Origin of the sequence: Nitrosomonas marina, from assembly GCF_900111605.1 — a bacterium.
GTDB classification, from domain to species: domain Bacteria; phylum Pseudomonadota; class Gammaproteobacteria; order Burkholderiales; family Nitrosomonadaceae; genus Nitrosomonas; species Nitrosomonas marina_A.
In genome coordinates this window covers 74,188-95,267 of the sequence record NZ_FOIA01000011.1, presented here as the reverse complement: position 1 = coordinate 95,267, position 21,080 = coordinate 74,188, and the positions used below count along the sequence as shown (strand labels likewise).

The 21,080-nt window shown below is 48.5% G+C and carries 22 protein-coding genes; 18 read left to right on the top strand and 4 right to left on the bottom strand.

The genetic code is table 11. The features are described 5' to 3' along the window. Positions 1–11: 11 nt before the first annotated feature. The 4 genes from BMY62_RS06755 to BMY62_RS06740 are packed head-to-tail and all read left to right on the top strand — an operon-like array spanning position 12 to position 4,567. The gene (locus BMY62_RS06755) at positions 12–1,778 is read left to right on the top strand and encodes an NAD(P)H-dependent oxidoreductase subunit E (RefSeq protein ID WP_090657992.1); all 1,767 of its coding nucleotides are present in this window, start codon (positions 12–14) and stop codon (positions 1,776–1,778) included. Positions 1,779–1,782: 4 nt separating this feature from the next. Beyond that, positions 1,783–2,538: a 2Fe-2S iron-sulfur cluster-binding protein gene (locus BMY62_RS06750; protein WP_090657990.1), complete on the top strand. Its 756-nt coding sequence runs from the start codon at positions 1,783–1,785 to the stop codon at positions 2,536–2,538. Beyond that, the gene (locus BMY62_RS06745; protein ID WP_090657963.1) at positions 2,525–3,073 is read left to right on the top strand and encodes an NADH-quinone oxidoreductase subunit B family protein; all 549 of its coding nucleotides are present in this window, start codon (positions 2,525–2,527) and stop codon (positions 3,071–3,073) included. Before BMY62_RS06750 ends, BMY62_RS06745 begins: the two co-directional genes overlap by 14 nt. 9 nt (positions 3,074–3,082) lie before the next feature. Next, positions 3,083–4,567 carry a Ni/Fe hydrogenase subunit alpha gene (locus BMY62_RS06740; RefSeq protein WP_090657961.1) on the top strand — a complete coding sequence of 495 codons (1,485 nt, stop codon included), beginning with the start codon at positions 3,083–3,085 and terminating at the stop codon, positions 4,565–4,567. A gap of 247 nt (positions 4,568–4,814) precedes the next feature. Here BMY62_RS06740 and BMY62_RS06735 read toward each other — a convergent pair whose 3' ends face one another. Beyond that, entirely contained in the window at positions 4,815–5,519 is a 705-nt protein-coding gene (locus BMY62_RS06735) for an MIP/aquaporin family protein (RefSeq protein WP_090657959.1), read from the bottom strand. A gap of 468 nt (positions 5,520–5,987) precedes the next feature. Here BMY62_RS06735 and BMY62_RS06730 point away from each other — a divergent pair, with 468 nt between their 5' ends. The 4 genes from BMY62_RS06730 (at position 5,988) to BMY62_RS06715 (ending at position 10,098) form a co-directional block, all read left to right on the top strand. Continuing rightward, entirely contained in the window at positions 5,988–6,557 is a 570-nt protein-coding gene (locus tag BMY62_RS06730) for an acyloxyacyl hydrolase (protein ID WP_256207463.1), read from the top strand. 15 nt (positions 6,558–6,572) lie between these two features. After that, positions 6,573–7,151, top strand: coding sequence for a Tll0287-like domain-containing protein (locus tag BMY62_RS06725; RefSeq protein ID WP_177170320.1), 579 nt, complete (start codon positions 6,573–6,575; stop codon positions 7,149–7,151). A gap of 165 nt (positions 7,152–7,316) precedes the next feature. Beyond that, complete coding sequence (locus BMY62_RS06720; protein ID WP_090657955.1) at positions 7,317–7,820, top strand: OmpA family protein; 504 nt, start codon at positions 7,317–7,319, stop codon at positions 7,818–7,820. A gap of 163 nt (positions 7,821–7,983) precedes the next feature. Next, a complete protein-coding gene (locus BMY62_RS06715; RefSeq protein ID WP_090657953.1) occupies positions 7,984–10,098 on the top strand; it encodes an ankyrin repeat domain-containing protein in 2,115 nt (704 codons plus the stop codon). A gap of 256 nt (positions 10,099–10,354) precedes the next feature. On the opposite strand, the gene BMY62_RS06710 is transcribed toward BMY62_RS06715, so the two are convergent. Next, the gene (locus BMY62_RS06710) at positions 10,355–10,699 is read right to left on the bottom strand and encodes a hypothetical protein (RefSeq protein ID WP_090657951.1); all 345 of its coding nucleotides are present in this window, start codon (positions 10,697–10,699) and stop codon (positions 10,355–10,357) included. 323 nt (positions 10,700–11,022) lie between these two features. Beyond that, the gene (locus tag BMY62_RS06705) at positions 11,023–11,226 is read right to left on the bottom strand and encodes a DUF2905 domain-containing protein (protein WP_090657949.1); all 204 of its coding nucleotides are present in this window, start codon (positions 11,224–11,226) and stop codon (positions 11,023–11,025) included. Positions 11,227–11,289: 63 nt separating this feature from the next. Here BMY62_RS06705 and BMY62_RS06700 point away from each other — a divergent pair, with 63 nt between their 5' ends. From BMY62_RS06700 to BMY62_RS06655, 10 genes are all read left to right on the top strand, one after another. Beyond that, entirely contained in the window at positions 11,290–11,745 is a 456-nt protein-coding gene (locus tag BMY62_RS06700) for a hydrogenase maturation protease (RefSeq protein WP_090657987.1), read from the top strand. Positions 11,746–11,854: 109 nt separating this feature from the next. Beyond that, positions 11,855–12,196: a hydrogenase maturation nickel metallochaperone HypA gene (hypA, locus tag BMY62_RS06695; RefSeq protein WP_090657947.1), complete on the top strand. Its 342-nt coding sequence runs from the start codon at positions 11,855–11,857 to the stop codon at positions 12,194–12,196. Between the two features lie 9 nt (positions 12,197–12,205). Beyond that, on the top strand, positions 12,206–13,036 hold the full coding sequence (gene hypB, locus BMY62_RS06690; RefSeq protein WP_090657945.1) for a hydrogenase nickel incorporation protein HypB: 831 nt from the start codon (positions 12,206–12,208) through the stop codon (positions 13,034–13,036). Then, positions 13,023–14,171: a Kae1-like domain-containing protein gene (locus tag BMY62_RS06685; protein WP_090657943.1), complete on the top strand. Its 1,149-nt coding sequence runs from the start codon at positions 13,023–13,025 to the stop codon at positions 14,169–14,171. Before hypB ends, BMY62_RS06685 begins: the two co-directional genes overlap by 14 nt. 7 nt (positions 14,172–14,178) lie before the next feature. Next, the gene (gene hslO, locus BMY62_RS06680) at positions 14,179–15,033 is read left to right on the top strand and encodes an Hsp33 family molecular chaperone HslO (RefSeq protein ID WP_090657941.1); all 855 of its coding nucleotides are present in this window, start codon (positions 14,179–14,181) and stop codon (positions 15,031–15,033) included. Between the two features lie 63 nt (positions 15,034–15,096). After that, positions 15,097–15,603: a hypothetical protein gene (locus BMY62_RS06675; protein ID WP_090657939.1), complete on the top strand. Its 507-nt coding sequence runs from the start codon at positions 15,097–15,099 to the stop codon at positions 15,601–15,603. Between the two features lie 140 nt (positions 15,604–15,743). Then, positions 15,744–16,667 carry a branched-chain amino acid transaminase gene (locus BMY62_RS06670; protein WP_090657937.1) on the top strand — a complete coding sequence of 308 codons (924 nt, stop codon included), beginning with the start codon at positions 15,744–15,746 and terminating at the stop codon, positions 16,665–16,667. Between the two features lie 22 nt (positions 16,668–16,689). After that, on the top strand, positions 16,690–16,893 hold the full coding sequence (locus tag BMY62_RS06665; RefSeq protein WP_090657935.1) for a zinc-finger domain-containing protein: 204 nt from the start codon (positions 16,690–16,692) through the stop codon (positions 16,891–16,893). 36 nt (positions 16,894–16,929) lie between these two features. After that, positions 16,930–18,318: a phosphomannomutase/phosphoglucomutase gene (locus BMY62_RS06660; protein ID WP_090657933.1), complete on the top strand. Its 1,389-nt coding sequence runs from the start codon at positions 16,930–16,932 to the stop codon at positions 18,316–18,318. 25 nt (positions 18,319–18,343) lie between these two features. Continuing rightward, complete coding sequence (locus BMY62_RS06655; RefSeq protein ID WP_090657931.1) at positions 18,344–19,960, top strand: NAD+ synthase; 1,617 nt, start codon at positions 18,344–18,346, stop codon at positions 19,958–19,960. A 232-nt stretch (positions 19,961–20,192) separates the two neighbouring features. On the opposite strand, the gene BMY62_RS06650 is transcribed toward BMY62_RS06655, so the two are convergent. After that, complete coding sequence (locus BMY62_RS06650; RefSeq protein WP_256207460.1) at positions 20,193–21,023, bottom strand: YiiX/YebB-like N1pC/P60 family cysteine hydrolase; 831 nt, start codon at positions 21,021–21,023, stop codon at positions 20,193–20,195. Between the last annotated feature and the right edge of the window lie 57 nt (positions 21,024–21,080).

The following is a 21,080-nucleotide window of genomic DNA, read 5'->3' as shown; positions in this document are numbered from 1 at the left end:
TGCTGGTAGTTATGAAGAATCAGAGCTGGCCGCACAGTCTTATATTCGATAAACAGCATCTGTTGCACAGACTGTATACACTGCAGCAACAAGATCGTCATATTTCGGCAGAAACAATAGTTCGGGTTGCCGGTGAATTCAATTTGCCCGTCAGTCAGGTCGCATCAGTCGTGGATTTTTATTCCTTTTTTTATCGTAAACCCGTGGGGCGGTATCATATGCTGCTCAGTAACTGTACAAGCTGCGGATATCAGGCCGGTAAAACCGATCTGCTGAAAATGCTTTGTCGGAGTCTGAACGTTGACCCTGGAGTAACGCGCGCAGACGGTCTTGTCAGTATCAGTGAAACATCCTGCATCGGGATGTGTGATCACGGTGCATCCATGCTCATCAATGGTATACCGCTGGTGGGACTCGATGAAACGAAAGTGACGCGGATAGCTGGTCTAGTTGAACAACAATTGACGTTGTGTCAGTGGCCGCAGGACTGGTTTCAAATAACGCGCTCTATTCGACAGAGTGGCATGCTGCTGAACAATACCGGTTCGTCGGGTAACAGTTTAACGAAAGCGCTGTCCGCCGGCCCTGGACGCACGCTTGATATGATTGAACATTCCGGCTTGCGCGGACGCGGTGGTGCAGGTTTTAGTGCCGGTAAAAAATGGCGGTTATGCCGGGAAGCGACAGGCGATGCCCATTACGTTGTCTGCAATGCAGATGAGGGTGAGCCCGGTACGTTCAAGGATCGCGTTTTGTTGCAATGTCATGCTGGTGCACTTTTTGAGGGCATGACAATTTGCGCGTTAGTGATCGGCGCCAGAAAAGGATACCTCTATCTGCGTGGCGAGTACCGGTATTTGCTGGCTCATTTGCAGGAAGCGCTGGAGTTGCACTACAGCAATAATCTGCTGGGTTGTTCGATATTGGGGCATGCCGGTTTTGATTTTGATATTGAAATTGTCGTCGGCGCAGGAGCGTATATCTGCGGAGAGGAGTCTGCGCTGATCGAATCGCTTGAAGGCAAACCGGGCGTGCCGCGAATACGCCCGCCATTTCCGGTTACGCATGGCTATCTTGGGCAGCCGACTGCCGTGAACAATGTAGAAACTTTTATTGCAGCCGCGTATATTGTCACTCATGGCAGTGACAATTTCAGAATGGCTGGAACGGAGCAATCTACGGGCAGTAAAATTTTGAGTGTCAGCGGCGATTGTCGAAATCCGGGCATTTATGAATACGCTTTTGGCGTCAGTATTCAAGAGATTCTTGATGATTGCGGTGCAGACAACGTGCAGGCGGTACAGATCGGTGGGCCTGCCGGAACACTTGTGGCGCACAGGGATTTTCGACGGCGGATCAGTTTTGAGGGTGTGTCGACCGGCGGTTCGTTCCTTGTATTCGGAGAGAATCGCGATCTGCTGACGGTGAATCAGAATTTCGCACGTTTTTTTGCGCATGAAAGCTGCGGTTTCTGTACCCCCTGTCGAGTAGGTACTCGCCTGATGGAAGGCAGTTTGCAAAAAATCGTCGACGGACGTGCGGTAGCGGCGGATATCGAAGAAATCAAACGGCTAAGCAGCTTGATAATGCGCTATTCGCACTGCGGTCTGGGACATACCGCAGCCAATCATATGCTTGACAGTCTGAGACAGTTTCCCGGTTTATTTGAGAAACGTATCATGCAGCAGGCGTTTTCACCGCAGATTGATCTGGAAGCGGCGCTGGAGACCGCTCGACAGATCACGCATCGCGACGATGCGGATGCCCACCTGGATTAAGCCTATGACAAATGAAGCCAATAAGGCGATTGATGCAAATAGCATTACGATAGATGGTGAAACGGTTCCGTTTGATGCCGGGCAGACAATCATGGATGCGGCGTTGGCTGTTAAAATATATATCCCGCACCTGTGTCACTATCCGGGGCTGACGCCCGCAGGTAATTGCCGGTTGTGCATGGTTGAGGCGAATGGCAAGTCAGTCGCGGCGTGCGTCACTCAGGCGCAATCCGGCCAGCAGGTCAGCAGCAACACGCCGGAACTGAATGCTGCACGGTTGTCGATCACGCAAATGTTATTCGTCGAGGGAAATCATATTTGTCCGTCCTGCGAAAAATCGGGCAACTGCCGGTTACAGGCAATGGGTTATTATCTTGGCATGCTCGAAGAACATTTTCATCAATTCAATCCACGCCGGGAAATCGACGCATCGCATTCGACTGTTTTGTTGGACCGGGATCGTTGCATTTTATGCGATTTATGTGTTCGCGCCAGCCGTGATGTCGATAAAAAAAATGTATTCGCTATCGCCGGACGCGGCATTCATGCCCGCCTGATTGTCAATACCGCATCAGGAAAATTGGGTGACAGCAATATTGAAGCGAAAGATCTGGCGGCCAAGATCTGTCCGGTCGGCGCCATTCTGATCAGGGAGCGGAGTTTTGATTCGCCGGTCGCTGAACGTATTTACGATAGGCAATCAATCAGCGACACGGCAATGACGGAACATGTGCCCCGCAAGGAGGATGATCGTGGCTGAACGTAAACTCAAAATCGCCACGACATCGCTGGCCGGGTGTTTTGGTTGCCATATGTCATTTCTGGATATTGACGAAAAACTGATGCTGTTGAATGACCGGATTGAATTCAACCGGTCTCCGCTGACAGATATTAAACAATGCAGTCCGAGCGATATCGGTTTGATCGAGGGCGGTGTATGCAATGCGGACAATGTGCGGGTGTTGCGTGAATTCCGTGCCAACTGTACGATTCTGATCGCTGTGGGAGCCTGTGCAATTACCGGTGGCGTGCCGGCAATGCGCAATTATTTTGATTTGCGCGAATGCCTTGAAGAAGTGTATCTCAATGGAACGGGCGTAACTAATCCGCAGATTCCGAGTGATACGGAACTGCCACTTTTGCTGGACAAAGTTTATCCCGTACAGGAAGTGGTTAAGATTGATTATTTCCTGCCTGGTTGTCCGCCATCCGCTGATGCGTTTTTGCAATTGCTGGTGCCGCAGCTAGATGGCCAGAAACCACAACTGGCAGCAGACCAGCTGCATTACGACTGAGACAGCCTTATGACGGACAGTAAATCATCAAAATCTACAGCTACCGGCACGCGGCGCATCGCGATTGATCCGATCACGCGCATTGAGGGGCATGGCAAAATTACGCTGATGCTCGACAGTGATAACCACATACAAGAAGCGCGTCTGCATATCGTCGAATTCCGCGGTTTTGAGAAATTTATCCAGGGACGGCCTTACTGGGAAGTGCCATTTTTCGTACAGCGCTTATGCGGTATCTGCCCGGTTAGTCACCAGCTTGCAGCGGCCAAAGCGGTCGACCAGCTCGCAGGCATCAATCAGCTGACACCAACAGCAACAAAGCTGCGTCGATTGTTGCATTTCGGTCAGATTCTGCAATCGCATGCGCTACATTTTTTTCATCTGTCGTCGCCGGATTTTCTGTTCGGTTTCGGCAGCGATCCAATGCGCCGCAATATAGCGGGTGTGCTTGAAAAATACCCCGATATTGCCATGCAGGGCATCAAGATGCGTAAGTACGGCCAGCAGATTATCGAGGCAATTACTGGCAAGCGCGTGCACGGTACCGGCACCCTGCCGGGTGGCATGAACAGACCGCTGTCGCAAACCTGGCGCGACGCGTTACTGGCGGATATTGAGAATGTTTTGCAGTGGAGCAAGAATGCACTGCGGTTGAACGAGCAAATTCATACGGAGCACCCGGAGCATGCGGATTTTGCCATGTTTCATTCGAATTATCTGAGTCTTGTTGACGATACGGGAGCACTGGAATTTTATCACGGCGGGTTGCGTGCATGCGATTCCGGTGGCACGCCGATTTTCGACCATCAGGACTACTGCGACTACCGGCAGATACTGCGCGAGGAAGTGCGCGCGTGGAGTTACATGAAATTTCCGTATCTGCAGCAACTTGGCAACGATCGAGGCTGGTACCGGGTCGGTCCGCTTGCGCGCGTTAACAACTGCGACGCCATCACCACCCCACTTGCCGAAGCTGCACGCAGGCGCTTCAAGGCGTTTGGTGGGGAAGGGCCGGTACATAATACGCTTGCATACCACTGGGCGCGCATGATCGAAGTACTGCATTGCGCCGAGTCGATCCAGCACCTGCTGCACGATAATGAAATTACCGGCACAGATCTGACTGCCGAAAAGGGTGACAGGCGTCAGCAGGGCATCGGTGTTATCGAAGCCCCCAGAGGCACGCTGTTCCATGACTATACCGTCAACGACGAAGGCATCATCACCAAAGCAAATCTAATCGTTTCCACCACCAGCAACAACCAGGCCATGAATGAATCCATTCGCAGCGTCGCCAATCAATACCTCGATGGGCATGAAATCACTGAAGCGCTGCTCAATCACCTGGAAGTCGCCGTACGCGCCTACGACCCCTGCCTGTCATGCGCAACGCATGCCCTCGGCAAAATGCCGCTACAGGTGGAACTGTTGGATGCGGAAGGGAAGCTGGTTCACCGGCTGGTGAAGCATGGAGGTGCTGAGACGCGTGTATGATTAAATTGAATACATTTGTAGTATAAGGCGTAATTAGAAATGCCTTATTTGTTAACGGATACTTTGACAGATTGCTTGAGACTGATATTGCCTGAAGACAGCAGCAGGTTGTTTTCAACTCCAGTGGCGGCAATATTTCGTGTCTCGCCTTGGCGCTCTGAATCGGTTTCACATGGTTTTGATAATGCGTCGGTTGGCAAACCGGCATGGGGTTCGCGTATCCCGTGCCGGTTTGGGATTTTTTTTGTTATAAAATGCTGTACACAACGGCGGCTAAAAGCCCCCCGAGGATACCCCCAACAACTGGGACATACGCGTAACCCCAGTCGCTGTCCCGTTTATTCGGTATTGGAAGGATTGCATGCATGATGCGCGGGCCCAGGTCGCGAGCGGGATTGACGGCGAATCCCGTGGGGCCGCCCAACGATAGGCCAATACCGAACAGCAGCAGTGCCACAGGCAGTGCGTCCAGTGCACCCAGGCTGGTTTGCGGCGATACAATCATCATGATGCCGAAAACCAGCACAAAGGTACCTACAGCTTCAGTTACAATATTGTGAACCGGATTTCTGATCGCAGGCCCGGTACAAAAGGCGGCCAGTTGCGCATCCGGATCGGTTGTCTGATCAAAATGCTGTCGATACGTAATCCATACGATCAACGCGCCGAGCATTGCACCTAGCATTTGCGCAATGGCATAGCCCGGCACATCCGCCCAGGCAAATTTTCCGGCCGCTGCCAGACCAATGCTGACGGCAGGATTCAAATGCGCGCCGCTGGAAGCCGCAACCGCGTAGACTGCGACAAAAAGTGCAATACCCCAGCCGGCCGCAATGGTTAGCCAGCCGGCATTCATGCCTTTGGATTTGTTGAGAACGACATTGGCAACGACGCCATTGCCCAATAAAACCAATATAAAGGTTCCAACCAATTCGCCTATAAAAGGAGTCATATGCATCACCCTGAAATTAATGAAATAATTTAACCCTGGTTTCGAATCTGCGAGAGAAATTACAGGAAGTTTTTTGTTTTGAGATTTTATTTAAATTTCCAACGCAAAGAAATTATTACATAAATGATGGAACAAATATATGTTGACCTGTCAACATGGATATAAAATTGTAGTGATAATGGGGATGTACGGTAAGATAACCGGATGAGGTATTTTCTTCTGACGGATCGTTGCGAATTGCAAGCAATATCTTCGTTTTAGGGCAGGCACAGGCTAATTGTAAGGCTTGCGTTTCTTCAATTTACATGTGTTGCCGAATGCCGATCAAACTATTGATTCGCGCAATCGAATAGGCGTACCTGTGAATGTGCAAACTGTTCGGGTTGCCGAGCTGTTGAATGAAGCAGTTGTTTCATATATGGTAGGCTCGTATTTAACAGGCTGTTGAAAATCAGAGAGAGCGTGGCTATGGCTATTTCGTCTGTGTGGCAGATACTGATTGTTTTAATTTTGAGTATATTGGTGATGCAGACGCCTCATGCAGCGGAAAATGATCGGCAGTCGGCTGCCGGTCTGATTCATCAGTTAAAGTTTGGCGTGCTGGCGCATGATGTGGGCGATCTTTGGAGCGGATTTCACCGCGAAAACGGTGTCGATCTCAATATTGAAGTGGTACTAGCGCCTTCTCTTGATGTTCTGGGCGGCAAGCTGCGGCCTGCGCTGGGCGGTTCAATCAACACGAATGGTGATACTTCAAAGGGCTACTTCGATATTCTGTGGCAATATAACCTCAGTTCGGGTATTTTTGTCGTCACCGGTGTTGGCGCGGCTGTTCATGATGGAAAGCTTCATTCGACGCATGTCGGCAGGAAAGCGCTGGGATCGCGCGTACTTTTTCACATTCCATTAGAAATTGGATATTTTTTGACATCAAGAACTACTTTTTCTGTCTATTTTGACCATGTCTCCAATGCCTACACAGCGAGCGAGAACGAAGGAATGGATACTCTGGGCGCACGCCTTGGTTATGTTTTTTAAATGCGAGGAGGAACCATGCGCAACATAACGTTAGCAATTCTGTTACTGTCATTATCGGTTCATCTGGCTGCAGAGCAAGTCGATACAGAACAGCTTGAAGAAAAATCAAAGCAGCTTGCGGCGCAATTAGGTATGCAACTCAAGGCGCGACTGAAAGCAGCGATCGAGGCGGGCGGGCCGGCCAGCGCAATATCGGTGTGTAATGTCAGCGCACCCCGTATCGCCGAGGAACTGTCAAAAGATGGGTGGTCAGTGGGGCGTATCAGTCTGAAATTGCGCAATCCGGCAAACCGGCCTGATGAATGGGAACGTGCCACGCTACTCGCGTTTGAACAGCAGTTGGCGTCGGGCGCGGCGGCCGTCAGTCTTCAGCGCAGCATGATTGAGTCACGTGAGGATGAAATACGCTACCGGTTTATGAAGGCGATACCGATTGACGGTGTTTGCCTGGCTTGCCATGGGGAACAGATTGCAGAACCGGTGCAAGCCGCTCTGGCAGAGAAATATCCCCGCGATGAAGCCACTGGTTACAGGCTGGGCGAGTTGCGTGGAGCGTTTACGATTTCAAAAATTCTGGATGACAGGCCGGATTGACAGGAACGGGTTAGCCAGGTATCGCGGCACTGCGCTTAAACAGCTTGAAAGCAAGCCGCTTCAAAAACTGTTGTTCGGGACTTTTGCTCGGCTGACTGTTACAGATACTCTATTGTGCATGGGTAATTTCTGGGTCGGTAATTTTGATTGGTAGATGGAACCGCAATGAATAAAGAAACGCTGCTTTTCATCTTTTTATTGGCATTGCTGGCCGCAGGTTGCGCCAGTCAGTACAGTAACAGGCAATTGCTTGAACTGCTCGGCGACATGGGTCTTAAAACGGCACAGCATGAAAAGGGCATAGTCGTGTTTTTACCCGAGGTGTATTTTGAATTCGACAGCAGTCAATTAACAGTCGCCGCGCAGGAAAAGCTGTCTGATATTGGCAGTATACTAATAAATCCCAGGGCGTCAAGCAGACACATTCTAATCGAAGGACATACGGACTCAATCGGTAATAGTCATTATAACGAGAGATTATCGATGAATCGTGCTGATGCCGTAGCAGATGCCCTGGTTGCCTACGGTGTCAATGATTTGAGAATCACTCGGCGCGGCTATGGCCAGAAATATCCGATTGCTCCCAATACAACACCAGACGGACGGGACAACCCTGAAGGACGAGCGCAGAACCGAAGAGTAGAAATCGTTGTCGTGGAAAGCAAATAAATGCCTGTCTTATGTAAGTCTGGTTCGAAAACGGAACCGTACTAACTGATTGCCAGGCTTACGGATATTGTGTTAGATAATCTGCTTAAGGCCGTTTTATCGGCCTGACGATATAATATTCCCCTTGGTAACTTAAGAATAGCATTAAAAGAAGACCGATGACATGTATAGCCAGTTTTTTAAGTTGTATAAGAACCCTTTCAGTCAGTTGATCCGGCAAGACAACATTTATCTGCCGGACAGTCACCAATTGGTTTTCAATCGATTGACCAAATCAATAGCTCAGTCGACTGGTATTGTCTGCTTGTTGGGGCCGGCAGGTGTAGGCAAGTCGACTTTGATTGCGCGCGCAGTCAAGACAGTCATACAACATGAACCGGATATCTGTTATAAAGATTTGTCTGCCTACGTCGGTATGCAGGAATTGAGCCAGCCTTCTCAACATGATTTTTCCGGTGTGATCGCAGCGGTTCGGGATGACGGTGAGAACCCTGCGGGTGACTGCAGCAAAACCGTGTATGAGATGGACGCTACCGATGAAATAGATATAGATACGCTGGTAAAGCTACTGGACACCATTGCCAGGCGGAATGCCGGCAAAAATTCGGCTTTACTCATTCTGGCTGGTCGCGGCGGCCTGGAGAAATCGCTGAACGCAGCACTACAAACACTGGATAAAAACATATTTCAAGGTATTCATTATCTGAATGCCTTCAGCGACGTTGAAGTCAAGAACTATATTGATCATCGTTTTTACGTTGTACAGTATACGGGTAAGCCGATTTTTACCGAGAGCGCAGTTCGTTCGGTTGCCGCGCTTGCAAACGGAATTCCGTGGCATATCAATACGATTTGCGGTATGGCGTTGTTTCAGGCTGACAGAAAGCAGTATTCGACGGTTACAGATCAGGAAATTGCTGAAGCTGCAGAACTCAGCTTGCTCGAAGAAAACGATGCATGCTCCTCCTTGCAGGGCAATATTCAAGAGTCCGTCAATCCGGATCTGGATGCGCAACCGCAACCGGACCCTTCATATGGTCCTGTACCCGTACAGCATCATGAGAGCTTCACAGGACGCAGCCGCAACTGGCTTTTATTTATATATCCGGGTGCTGTTTCCGCAGTTGTAGCCATAACGACAGTGATTGTTTTTCAACAATTCTTTGTGCTGCAACCCAGCGAGCAGTCGAATGAGGTCGCCGTGAACGCGCAATCTGAAATCTGGGTTCCTGTTAATGAACTGCCCCAGGATGGTTTTCATGGGCTAAATCAGCATAAAGCCACGACCAATCATGCAGCTGCGAGCGTGACATTCAATGTTGTTGATACTAACGACGACAGCGGAAAAAAATATCAGCATCAATCCACTGAGTTGCAGGCCGAACATCCTGATGAAACTGTGCAGATGCTGCTTGCTCAGGCTGTTACGCTGGAACAGAACAGTCATTTGACATTGCCGAAAGACAATAACGCGATTGCAACGTATCAACAGATTCTTGAAATTCAGCCGGACAACAGTGAAGCGATTCAAGGAATTGAACGTATTCAACATCATTTTATCCGCCGGGCAAAACAGGCTATTTCGCAATCACACTGGAAAACTGCGCAGTCTAATCTGATTAAAGCAAAGCAGATTAATCCAGGTCATCATGCCGTTGATGCCCTGTTGGCCGATGTTCGCAAGCAGGCACAGGCTATGAAAGTTGCTATGGATCGTGCGCTCGATCAACAGGAACTTGCAGCGAGAAAAAGAGCGAATGCGCGCTATCAGCTAAATGAAAAAGGTATTGATTTCGATCTGACGAATTTTTTTCTGCAGGCCGAGCATGGTAAAACAGACCTGGTTGGATTATTTCTGGATGCGAACATGCCTGTCGATGCGCAAGATACTTCACTGGGTGATACTGCATTGATGATAGCGGCTTCTTACGGGCATCTGGATACCGTGAAGCTGATGCTGAAGCGACGAGCCGATGTCAATAAACAGAATCGAATCGGTCGAACCGCACTGATGAACGCAATCGTATTTGAGCAATACGATATTGTCTTTAATCTACTTGAACAGTCGCTCGATATAAACGTCAGCGACCAGAACGGCTCGAACGCACTTATGTTTGCCGTACAGAAAAATCAGCCGGCTATCGTTGAAATTTTACTTGGGAAAGGGGCCAATATTCATGCACGGAATGTGCTTGGCCAGAGTGCGTTATCTATTGCGCAGGAAAATGACAATTTTCCCATTGTCTCGCTTTTAAAGACAGCGCACAACATGCAATAAAATGCATTATGAAAAACGTATTCAGTTGATTGCTGCTAAGCTCTTGTATGACATGACAGCAATAGAAAGAAATACACAAGAGTCCTAAGCCCGCCGACATGAACTGGTTGTATGTAAGTTTGTAAAATGATTGTTTGTGAGTAGAAGCTGCTGCTACCGCTTTAGCACCGGGTTTAAACGGCGGTGTCGGACTCGGTCATCATGCCTTATAATCAAGGTCATCTATCATGAACAGATTCGCGACCGAAACTATAATTTACATTTCGTGTTCACCAACGGGTTCCTGGCCCGTGTAAAGCGCATTCCAGTCCGGCGACTGGCTGTTCAGATAGCAATAAACCGGTTTCTCATTACGTAACAGATCGACAAACCACTCATATTGCCATTTTGGAGCAAAGATCGTGCCGCGCTTACGTTCCGGAATGAATGTGTTGGAAGGTACCGGACTGCTGTCGTTCAGAATATAAATTACGACGTGATAGTTATCGCCCCTGCATAAAATATATGCGGGAAATTTGGATGTTACTCCGCCTGACATAGCGGTGAGTTCGCGTGCAATTTTGATCTCATAGGTTTTGACTTCAAAAGTAACTGTCGACATTGTGTTTTCTCCTTTCAAATTATGCAGTTTACTAGTACTCTAGCAATATCATATTGATAAAGTACCAGGGTAGTCATATGTCTGCTTGCAGTGCGAATCATTCATGAAAGCCGTTATCTAAGTGTGCGGCAGTTCAATTGACCGATGCAGCCATGCCTCCAAAATAACTGTTGACTTGAACAGTTTACGCACTATTGACTGCAATATCCAATAGCTTGAATACTCGTTGTCGATTTTGACCTGGTATTAGATGCCTCAGCATTATTTAATGGCCGCTCTACACAGCTAAACCGGAGCGGCAAATAAAATGTGCTTGTCCGGTATCATTTACGCGTCAAGAACCATAACAATACGGACAGGATGATTGAAATCAGCAGGCCGGTTGTCAGGGGGAAATAAAACGTAAAGTTTTCTTTCTCGATATAAATATCGCCCGGCAAACGGCCGAAAGGCAGTTTGGACAATACTGGCCAAGCCACACCGATAATTAACAATATGATTCCAAGCGTAATCAGCAGTTGTTGCATCGTTTCCAAGAATATGAGAAAACAAAGCAATATACTAACAAACGGATTTTATCTTCTCAAACTGTGAAGCGTCTGCTTATTTTTGGCTATGGCAATCCAGGTCGGGGTGACGATGTGCTTGGGTTATTGTGTGTGGAAAAAACCGTCCTGTCCGAATGCGAAAATGTCAGCTGCCGTAGTGATATGCAATTGCTGGTCGAGCATGTGACCGATCTGCAGGGACAAGATGAGGTTATCTTTGTTGATGCGGATGTCAGCTGTACTGAGCCATTCGTGTTTTCAACCATTTGTGCACAAAAGGATGACAGTTATACCAGCCATGCATTAACGCCGGCCGCACTGCTGTATGTTTACCAGCTGGTTTATCAACGCGATGCGCCGGCTGCTTTCTTATTGCGGATTCGCGGTTATAATTTTGCCTTGGGAGACAGGTTGAGTGAAAAGGCTGCAAAAAATCTTGAATTGGCGATACGGTTTATAGATCGGCGATACAAACATTCGAGGGTGCTGTTTGATTGATCGTGCAACACTGTTATTGTTGTCAATGTAGTGCCATAGTATGCCACAATGAACACAGCCAGTATTACGCTGTTCGGTAATATGAGTAGAATGGGATTAGGGATGAGAAATGCATGAACTGTCGCTGGCCGAAAATATGTTGCAGATAATCGAAGAGTCTGCAGCCGAACAGGGATTTATTCGGGTAAAAACGGTATGGGTTGAAATTGGACAGCTGTCATGCGTTGAGAAAGACGCATTGCGGTTTTGTTTTTCCACTGTTGTTGACGGTACCGTCGCGCAACAGGCGGTGCTGGAAATCATCGATATACCCGGTCGCTGTCGCTGCGTGCAATGTGGTTGCGAAGCGGCTATCAGTACCCTGTATGATGCCTGTCCGAATTGCGGCTGTTATGCGACAGATGTAATTCGTGGCAATGAAATACGGATTTCAGAAATGGAAGTAGAGTAGGAGCGGGCAATGTGTACAACATGTGGTTGCGGATCGGATCAGGTTCATGTGGATGGGACAATCTTGCACCAACACGATCACGACTATTCAGGGAGCAGGCGTGCGCATGTGCATGAACACGGCGTATCTGATGTGGGCGAATCGCGCCGGGTCAGAATCGAACGGGCTGTTCTGGCTAAAAATGACAGGTATGCGCAAACCAACCGTCAACTTCTGGCGGAACATGGTATTTTGATGTTGAATCTTGTGTCGAGCCCCGGTTCCGGTAAAACCACGCTGCTGGTCGAGACTATCAGGGCTTTGCAGAGTGACTTGTCGATTGCGGTTATAGAAGGCGATCAGCAGACCGATCAGGATGCAATGCGGGTTCGCGCAACCGGTGTACAGGCGCTGCAAATCAATACCGGCAAGGGATGCCATCTTGACGCACACATGGTGGGGCATGCCATTCAGCGACTCGATTTGCAGGAAAACAGTGCACTTTTTATCGAAAATGTCGGCAACCTGGTCTGTCCGGCTGGATTTGATCTGGGTGAAGCGCATAAGGTGGTAATTCTGTCGGTGACTGAAGGCGAGGATAAACCGCTCAAATATCCGGATATGTTTCGTGCAGCGGATTTAATGCTGTTGAATAAATGCGATTTGCTGCCTTATCTGTCATTTGATGTTTGTCGCGTAATCGAATATGCGCATCGGGTCAATCCGTCGCTGCAAATCATTCAGGTATCAGCCACCCTGGGGACTGGTATGCCGGCATGGTTCGATTGGATCAAACGTAGTCATCACTGTGCAGTAAAGGCGAAAAGAGCGATTGTTTCAACACAGCATGCCAGTGACTGAAATTGACCTGTCAGCTGTTCGGGTTGTCAATCTGCCGGTCAGCGGCCCGTCTGTTCTGGCTTGCGGGGCGTGGTTGAAAAATACTGTCTGTCTGTCCCAAGGAAACCAGGCCTATCTTTCCGCTGTTATCGGTGATTTGAGTAGTGTTGAAGCGAGAAAAAAAATGGATGCCGTTGTTGCAGAAATGTGCCTGCAGCTGGACATTGTGCCTGAAATAATTGCACATGATCTGCATCCTGAATTTTACAGTACCATGTTTGCACGCAACTTTGCGGCGAGTCGATGTAAACCCGTTATCGCTGTACAGCATCATCATGCACATGTCGCGGCTGTCTGCGCCGAGCATGGGGTTACAGAGCCGGTGGTTGGTCTGGCTCTGGATGGTGTTGGACTGGGTTCGGATCTGTCGCCTTGGGGTGGCGAATTATTGTATGTAGACGATAGTGGTTTTCAACGTATCGGTCATCTGGCAAAACTGCCACTGCCCGGCGGAGATCGGGCAGCGCAGGAGCCCTGGCGCATGGCAGCCGCCGTGCTGGCAAGGGCAGGTCGCAGTGATGAAATTGAAAAGCGTTTTCCTGCTCAGTTGGCTGCTCCTTCAGTTGCCGCCATGCTGCAGAGAAATATTAACTGTCCTCGGACAAGCAGTATGGGCCGGCTATTCGACGCGGCGGCGGGTTTGTTGGGTGTGAACATGGTTCAAGCGCATGAAGCCCAGGCAGCGGTCGCCTTGCAACAACTGGCCGAACAATACGGTCCGGAAGACGCGCTGGAAAACGGTTATCTGGTCACAGAAGACAATACGCTTGATTTTTTTCCATTGCTTTCATACCTGGCGAGTAATCAATCGATCAAACGGGATATTGCCAGAGCAGCGTCGAAATTTCATGCGACATTATCTACCGGGTTGGCTGAATGGGTTTTGCAGGCCGTTCGGCGCTATCGCATAACCCGGCTTGCCATGGGCGGTGGCTGCTTTCATAATAGGGTCTTGCTGCAGGGGCTGATGAATAAACTTAAAAACAGTTCATCGGGCGACGTATTATCCATTTATACAGCTCGGAATATACCACCCGATGACAGCGCTGTTGCTTTGGGGCAAGCATGGATTGCAATACAAAAAAGAAGGGGTTGAGTATTAAATGAATAACTATGTACAACGTTTTTTACTGGAAGATCTGGATATTCGCGGTGCTGTCGTGCATCTTGACAGTGTCTGGCGGCAAATGGTGCAAGACCGGAAATATCCAGAGCCTGTGATGCAATTACTTGGTGAAATGAGTGCTGTTACGCTGTTGTTGAGCGACCAACTCAAACAGCCTGGGCGATTGACCGTTCAGCTACAGGGTAACGGTCCTGTTTCCATGCTAGTGATTGATTGTGACAAAAACCTGTATTTGAGAGGTATGGCAAAATATACCCCGAAAATTTCTGTACAGCCTGTTCCGGAGTTGCTGGGACACGGCCGACTGGTGTTGACACTGGACAAGGATTCAATGCGAGAAGCCTATCAGAGTATCGTTCCGCTGGATGGCGATACCATTGGCGAGATTTTCGAACACTATTTCAGACAGTCCGAGCAGTTGTCATCGCGTTTGTTTCTGGCGACGTCTAATGCTTCCGTTCTGGGTATTCTGTTGCAGAAAATGCCATTGACCGACGAACGAGATCCCGACGGCTGGACGCGTATAGAAACGCTGGCGGCAACCGCCTATGATGGTACCCTGTTTGCACACACTTCTGAGGAGATACTCAGACGTCTGTTTTTTGAAGAATCCGTCCGCATCTTCGAAGCGCAGTCGATCAGCTATGGTTGTCAGGAAAATACTGCAAAAATCTGTGAAATGTTACAATCGCTGGGGCGCGAAGAGGTGAATTCTATTTTGCGTGAACGCGGCGAGGTTATTGTTCATGACGATATCTGTAATCGTGAGTACCGTTTTGATGCGCTGGCGATCGATGCCATTTTTCGCGATGCGGGGCCGACGGTTCACTGATTTTCCGGCTCTCCGTATCAACGCATCAATTACAGGCGATATGTGAAATTTAGTTGAAACGGCATGAAAAAACGCAAAGTAGTCGTTAATGATCTGATGCAGCAACAGTTTTCGTACTATCTGACCGAACCGGCCGGAGAGCATTTCCATCCTGAATTCAAACCTGAACTGACTCCCGGGCAAATGCTGCAAATGGGAGTGTTCGGCGGCAAATATATGACAGATTGTGTTGATGAATTCCCTGCAGACTGGTTTGCCAATGCTCGGCTGTGCCATGAGCGACATGTACCGGAAATGAATTTTTATGGTGTCAATGCGTCTCAATCGCTGGCAGTCTGGCGTGAGAAAGGCTGGATTCATACGGATGATCCGAGGGGCTGGTTTCAATGGTATTGTCGCTATTTTATGGGGCGCAGATGTTCAGACGATATCCGTCAAATCAAACGGTGGAAGGCAATGAAGCGGCATACTGCGCAAATCAGGAAAAATTGTCTGAAAGGTGACCTGAAATGTCGCCGTAAACAGAGGCAGGCGCTGTTGAACTGGGCGTACGACAGTCGAAAGATATAGTTGCTGGGCGTTTCCACATGTTGTTGTAAAATCGTTGATCGCTTTTTTTTGTATGCTGTGTTTGGCAGAGAGCTTTCAACGCGGCAGGAAAAATCAGTTAGAATACGATTTTCAACAGGTCTTTTTTCGGGAGTTTCTGGATGTCAATGGCTGATCGTGACGGCGTTATCTGGTACGACGGCGAAATGGTTCCCTGGCGGGAAGCCAATACGCATGTGCTGACACATACGCTTCACTATGGAATGGGTGTATTTGAGGGATTGCGCGCTTATGAGACGGCGCAGGGGGCGGCTATATTTCGGTTAAGAGAACATACCGATCGGCTTTTTAACTCAGCGCATATTTTTATGATGAAAATGCCGTACGACAAGGCGACAGTCATGCAGGCGCAATGTGATGTTGTCAAACAGAATAATCTGACATCAGGTTATATTCGTCCGATCGTTTTTTACGGTTCCGAGGCAATGGGACTTTCTGCGAGAACACTATCAGTCCATGTCGCCATTGCAGCATGGTCATGGGGCACTTACCTGGGCGCCGACAGTCTGGAAACAGGAATACGCGTGAAAACGTCTTCATTTACCCGTCATCATGTCAACATCAACATGTGTCGCGCCAAATCGGTGACAACCTACGCCAACTCTATACTCGCTCATCAGGAAGTCGCATTATGCGGTTATAATGAAGCATTGCTGCTTGATTCGGAAGGCTACGTTGCGGAAGGGTCTGGTGAAAATATTTTTATCGTTAAGCACGGCACGCTTTATACACCTGATTTGACGTCCTGTCTCGAGGGAATTACCCGTGCCTCTGTCATCGAACTGGCACTGGAACTGGGTATCCCTGTTACGGAAAAACGCATTACACGCGATGAAGTCTATTGCGCCGATGAGGCATTTTTTACCGGCACAGCTGCAGAAATCACGCCTATTTGTGAATTGGATAACCGTACTATCGGCGGCGGCAAACGCGGTCCGCTAACAACGCAGCTGCAAAGCCTGTTTTTCGATTGTGTCAAGGGTAAAAACACCGATCACAGTGATTGGCTTACTTTAGTTGGTTAAGCTTAATGGGAATGTATTAATTATGAATCAGCAAACAGATAATAAAAATAGAGAAATTGAAATTACGGTCGATGAGTTGCCGTTACATTGTCCGACTCCCGAGATGCAACTATGGAATACGCATCCACGGGTTTTTCTGCCGATAGAGAAAACTGGCGAGGCTTTGTGTCCTTATTGCGGTACCCACTATACGCTTAAGGGCGGTCCGCTTGCGGGACACCATTGACATGATTTTTTTGATGAATAACTGGCGCTGGGTATTATGAACGAGGCAAAGCAATCTGTTCCACATGAGATATTCAAGGCCTACGATATCCGGGGTATTGTTGATCAAAACCTGACCACTGACCATGTTGAGGCCATAGGACATGCAATTGGTTCCGAAGCGCGTGCCCGTCACGTTGCTTCAATTGCAGTAGGACGGGATGGCCGGTTGTCTGGGCCTTCACTAGCTGAGGCACTGATAAAAGGTATTCTTAAAAGCGGTGTTGATGTGCTGGATGTGGGCATGGTGGCAACGCCGATACTTTATTTTGCAGCATTTGAACATTGCAGCTTTTCCGGCGTCATGGTGACAGGTAGTCATAATCCACCGGAGTACAACGGTTTCAAAATCGTTCTGGGAGGCGAAACACTGGCGGCAGATTCCATACAGGCGCTACGTATACGCATTGACAACCAGGAACTCGCGCATGGTAATGGCAATTACGCCAAACGCGATGTTGGGGATGACTATATTCAGAGAATAGTCGGTGATGTTAAGCTTGATCGTCCGATGAAAATCGTTGTTGATTGCGGCAATGGCGTTACAGGCGCATTTGCGCCAGTTCTTTACCGGAAACTGGGCTGCGATGTGATTGAACTGTTTTGTGATGTCGATGGCGCGTTTCCCAATCATCATCCTGATCCGTCGATGCCTGACAATCTGCGCGATGTAATCCATGCGCTCGCAACCACCGATGCCGAAATCGGGATTGCTTTTGACGGCGATGGCGACCGCCTGGGCGTCGTGACCAAAAAAGGCAATATTATTTATCCGGATCGTCAGCTCATGCTGTTTGCTGCAGATGTGTTGTCCAGAAATCCGGGTGGCCAGATTATTTTTGATGTCAAATGTACGCGCAATCTGGCGCCTTGGATCGAAAAGCATGGCGGCGTTCCCATAATGTGGAAGACAGGTCACTCCTTTATCAAGGCCAAATTAAGGGAAACAAACGCATTGCTGGCAGGTGAAATGAGCGGGCACTTTTTTATCAAGGAGCGCTGGTACGGATTTGATGATGGCTTATATGCCGGTGCACGGCTGCTGGAATTACTAAGTCACACTGACGATATGGAAAGCGTTTTAAACAGCCTCCCCGATTCAGTCAATACGCCGGAGTTGCAGATCAGGGTCCAGGAAGGAGAAAATCAGGCCATGATTGCGGCGCTTCAGCAACATGCGCGTTTCAGCGGCGCAAGGCAGGTTATAACAATTGACGGGCTGCGGGTTGAATATGAAGATGGATTCGGACTAGCGCGCGCATCGAATACAACACCTGTTATCGTACTGCGTTTTGAAGCCGAGAATATAACAGCGCTTGAACGCATTCAACAGGATTTTCGTGACAACATCCAACGGATTATGCCGGATGTTACGTTGCCTTTTTAGCCGGTTCGGATGAGTTCGTTCTTACATGAAGATTGTCATAGCTCAACTCAACCTTGCTGTCGGTGATATTGCCGGTAATGCTGCAAAAATTGTCGTTGCAGTAGAGGAAGCAAAAAACGCCGGTGCCGATTTGATTGTAACGCCGGAACTGGCATTGTCCGGTTATCCGCCGGTTGATTTGTTGTTGCGAGAAGCTTTTTATGAGCACTGCGCCAATGCATTGACCGATCTGGCTCAAAAGATTTCCGGGATCATAGCGGTTGTCGGTCATCCGGACTTCAGAAATGGCAAGCTTTACAATGCGGCATCAGTCATACAGGATGGTGAAATTATAGCATTCCATCATAAGCGTGTTCTGAACCGGGCCCCGTTTTTCAACGAGTATTACTATTTCGACAAAGGCTCAGAACCTTGCCGGTTCGAAGTGGCCGGAGAGACGTTTGGCATTCTGATCTGCGCAGATTTTTGGCAGGCTCATGCCCAAGAGGGCAACGTATTGTTTGATGCGGATGTTGATCATTTGCTGGTGCTGAGTGCATCAGCATACCATATCGATAAGCAGGTTTCCCGCTATCAGCTCACCCAGCAATTTATTAACGAAACGGGTATCACCGTAATTCATGCCAATTTAGTGGGTGGTCAGGATGAGCTGGTATTTGATGGCGCGTCTTTTGTGATGAACAGGCAAGGCATATTGACGCACCAGTTCTCGGAATTCAATGAGGAACTAGGTCTGGTTGAAATCGAAAACCGTGAGCCGGTGAATGGTAATATCGAACCTCAACTGTCGACGGTCGCCAGCATATATCAGGCTTTATGCGTGGGGGTACGGGACTATATTGACAAAAACAGTTTTCCCGGCGTGCTCATTGGTTTGTCTGGTGGTATAGATTCAGCATTGACGCTGGCGATTGCAGTGGATGCGCTGGGCGCCGAACGGGTACAGACTGTCATGCTGCCCACCCAGTATACATCGAGTTTCAGCCTCGAGGATGCGGCAACGATGGCTAAAACATTGGGTGTCAAACATAACCAGAGTTTGATTAAACCATTGTTTGATCATTTTTTACTGACACTGAAAAATGACTTTCAGGTCTCACCGGACAATAATTACGTCAGCACAGTCCCTGAAAATCTGCAAGCACGTATACGCGGTACATTACTGATGGCATTGTCAAATCAAACCGGCTATATCGTTCTGACCACCGGTAATAAATCCGAAATTGCCGTCGGTTACTGTACCTTATATGGCGATATGGCTGGTGGTTTTTCAGTTTTAAAAGATATCAGCAAAACCATGGTTTATCAGCTGTGTAAGTATCGTAATCAAATTGCCGAAATCATTCCGCAGCGTATTATAGAACGCGAGCCGACGGCAGAGTTGCGCCATAATCAGACTGATCAGGACAGTCTGCCCCCATATGAAGTGCTGGATGCGGTTATGGAAGCATATATTGAAAATAATTTGTCGTCAGTTGAAATTATCGAAAAAGGCTTCAGCGAACCGGATGTTCATCGTGTTATTCATCTAATCAAGATCAATGAATACAAACGCCGTCAGTCGCCCCCCGGCATTCGTATCACACAATGTGATTTTGGCACGACCTGGCGGTACCCGATTACAAACAGATTTGAGGAATGATCCTGCTGTCAGCATCGGTTTCTGATACTGATGTGCCTGCTGTAACATCTGGCTGATCTCGACTTAACCTGTCTTTTAAGGGGAACCGCTCATTGCTATCACTAAAACCAGAAAATCAATACTTTTGACAGCAGTTGTTTTCATCGGGAAAGTAATGATGGTATCTGATCTTGCTTAGTTTGTCTTATTTCTACTAAATTAGATTCAGCCGTATCCAGTTGATGTTCTTCTTCTACGAAGCGGAATGCTTTTGCTTGGAAGCGGAATTTTGTGGGTCGGGTGAAGTCTCAGCTGTTCTCTGAGATGTTTCATGACTTGTTTTCAGATTGATTGAGCGATAATTGAAGCCGTTCACAATCGATGGTTTTATGATATCGAAGAAAGGCGAGATATCGAAATCGCGTGGTGTGTACAGGCTGTGATGTCGAATATGGTATATTTCGGCATAGCAGTCAGCACACTCCGGATCATCCATCCATTCGCGTTTGATGTCCGGCAGTATGGGATACGACACGGAATAAAATGCCTGCGCGATGAGAGTCGAACAGATCGCTCGAGTCGGATCACCGCTGCCAAGTGCCAACAGCCGTCGCCGCAGTCTGGTTGGAACCGGTGCGAACGGAAACAGGTAGCGGCCAAGATCAAGAATATTTTTCAGATCATAATGATGGCCGATACGTTCAACGACAAAATCGACTACGCGTTTGCGATCTTCTTCCAGTAAACCGACGGGGCGGCAGATACGCGTATTTAGATGTGCATAATGTGCCAGTGTTATGGCATGTACGCCGTATTTCAAATCTGCCTCGACCAGAACCAGCGGCATCTGCCAGGACTCGCGTGCGGGCAACGCATCCTCGCCGACGTACATTGCGGCATGTGACCAGGTGGACTGTGTCAGGTATTTAATTGGTACGCTCAGACGTGTATTTCCGTCGACGAGCAATACATCGCCCGGTTGCAGGGTCGCCCGCAACGTTTCCTGGTTGATCGGTGCGATATGCGTTGTTTTCTTGAGCGGTTTCGTCAGGTAATTTGCCAGCAGATTACCAACTGTACTCATCATCCAGCCCATTATTAACAAATTTCCAGGTTTGTTCTATATAGGAGTGAATTTTTG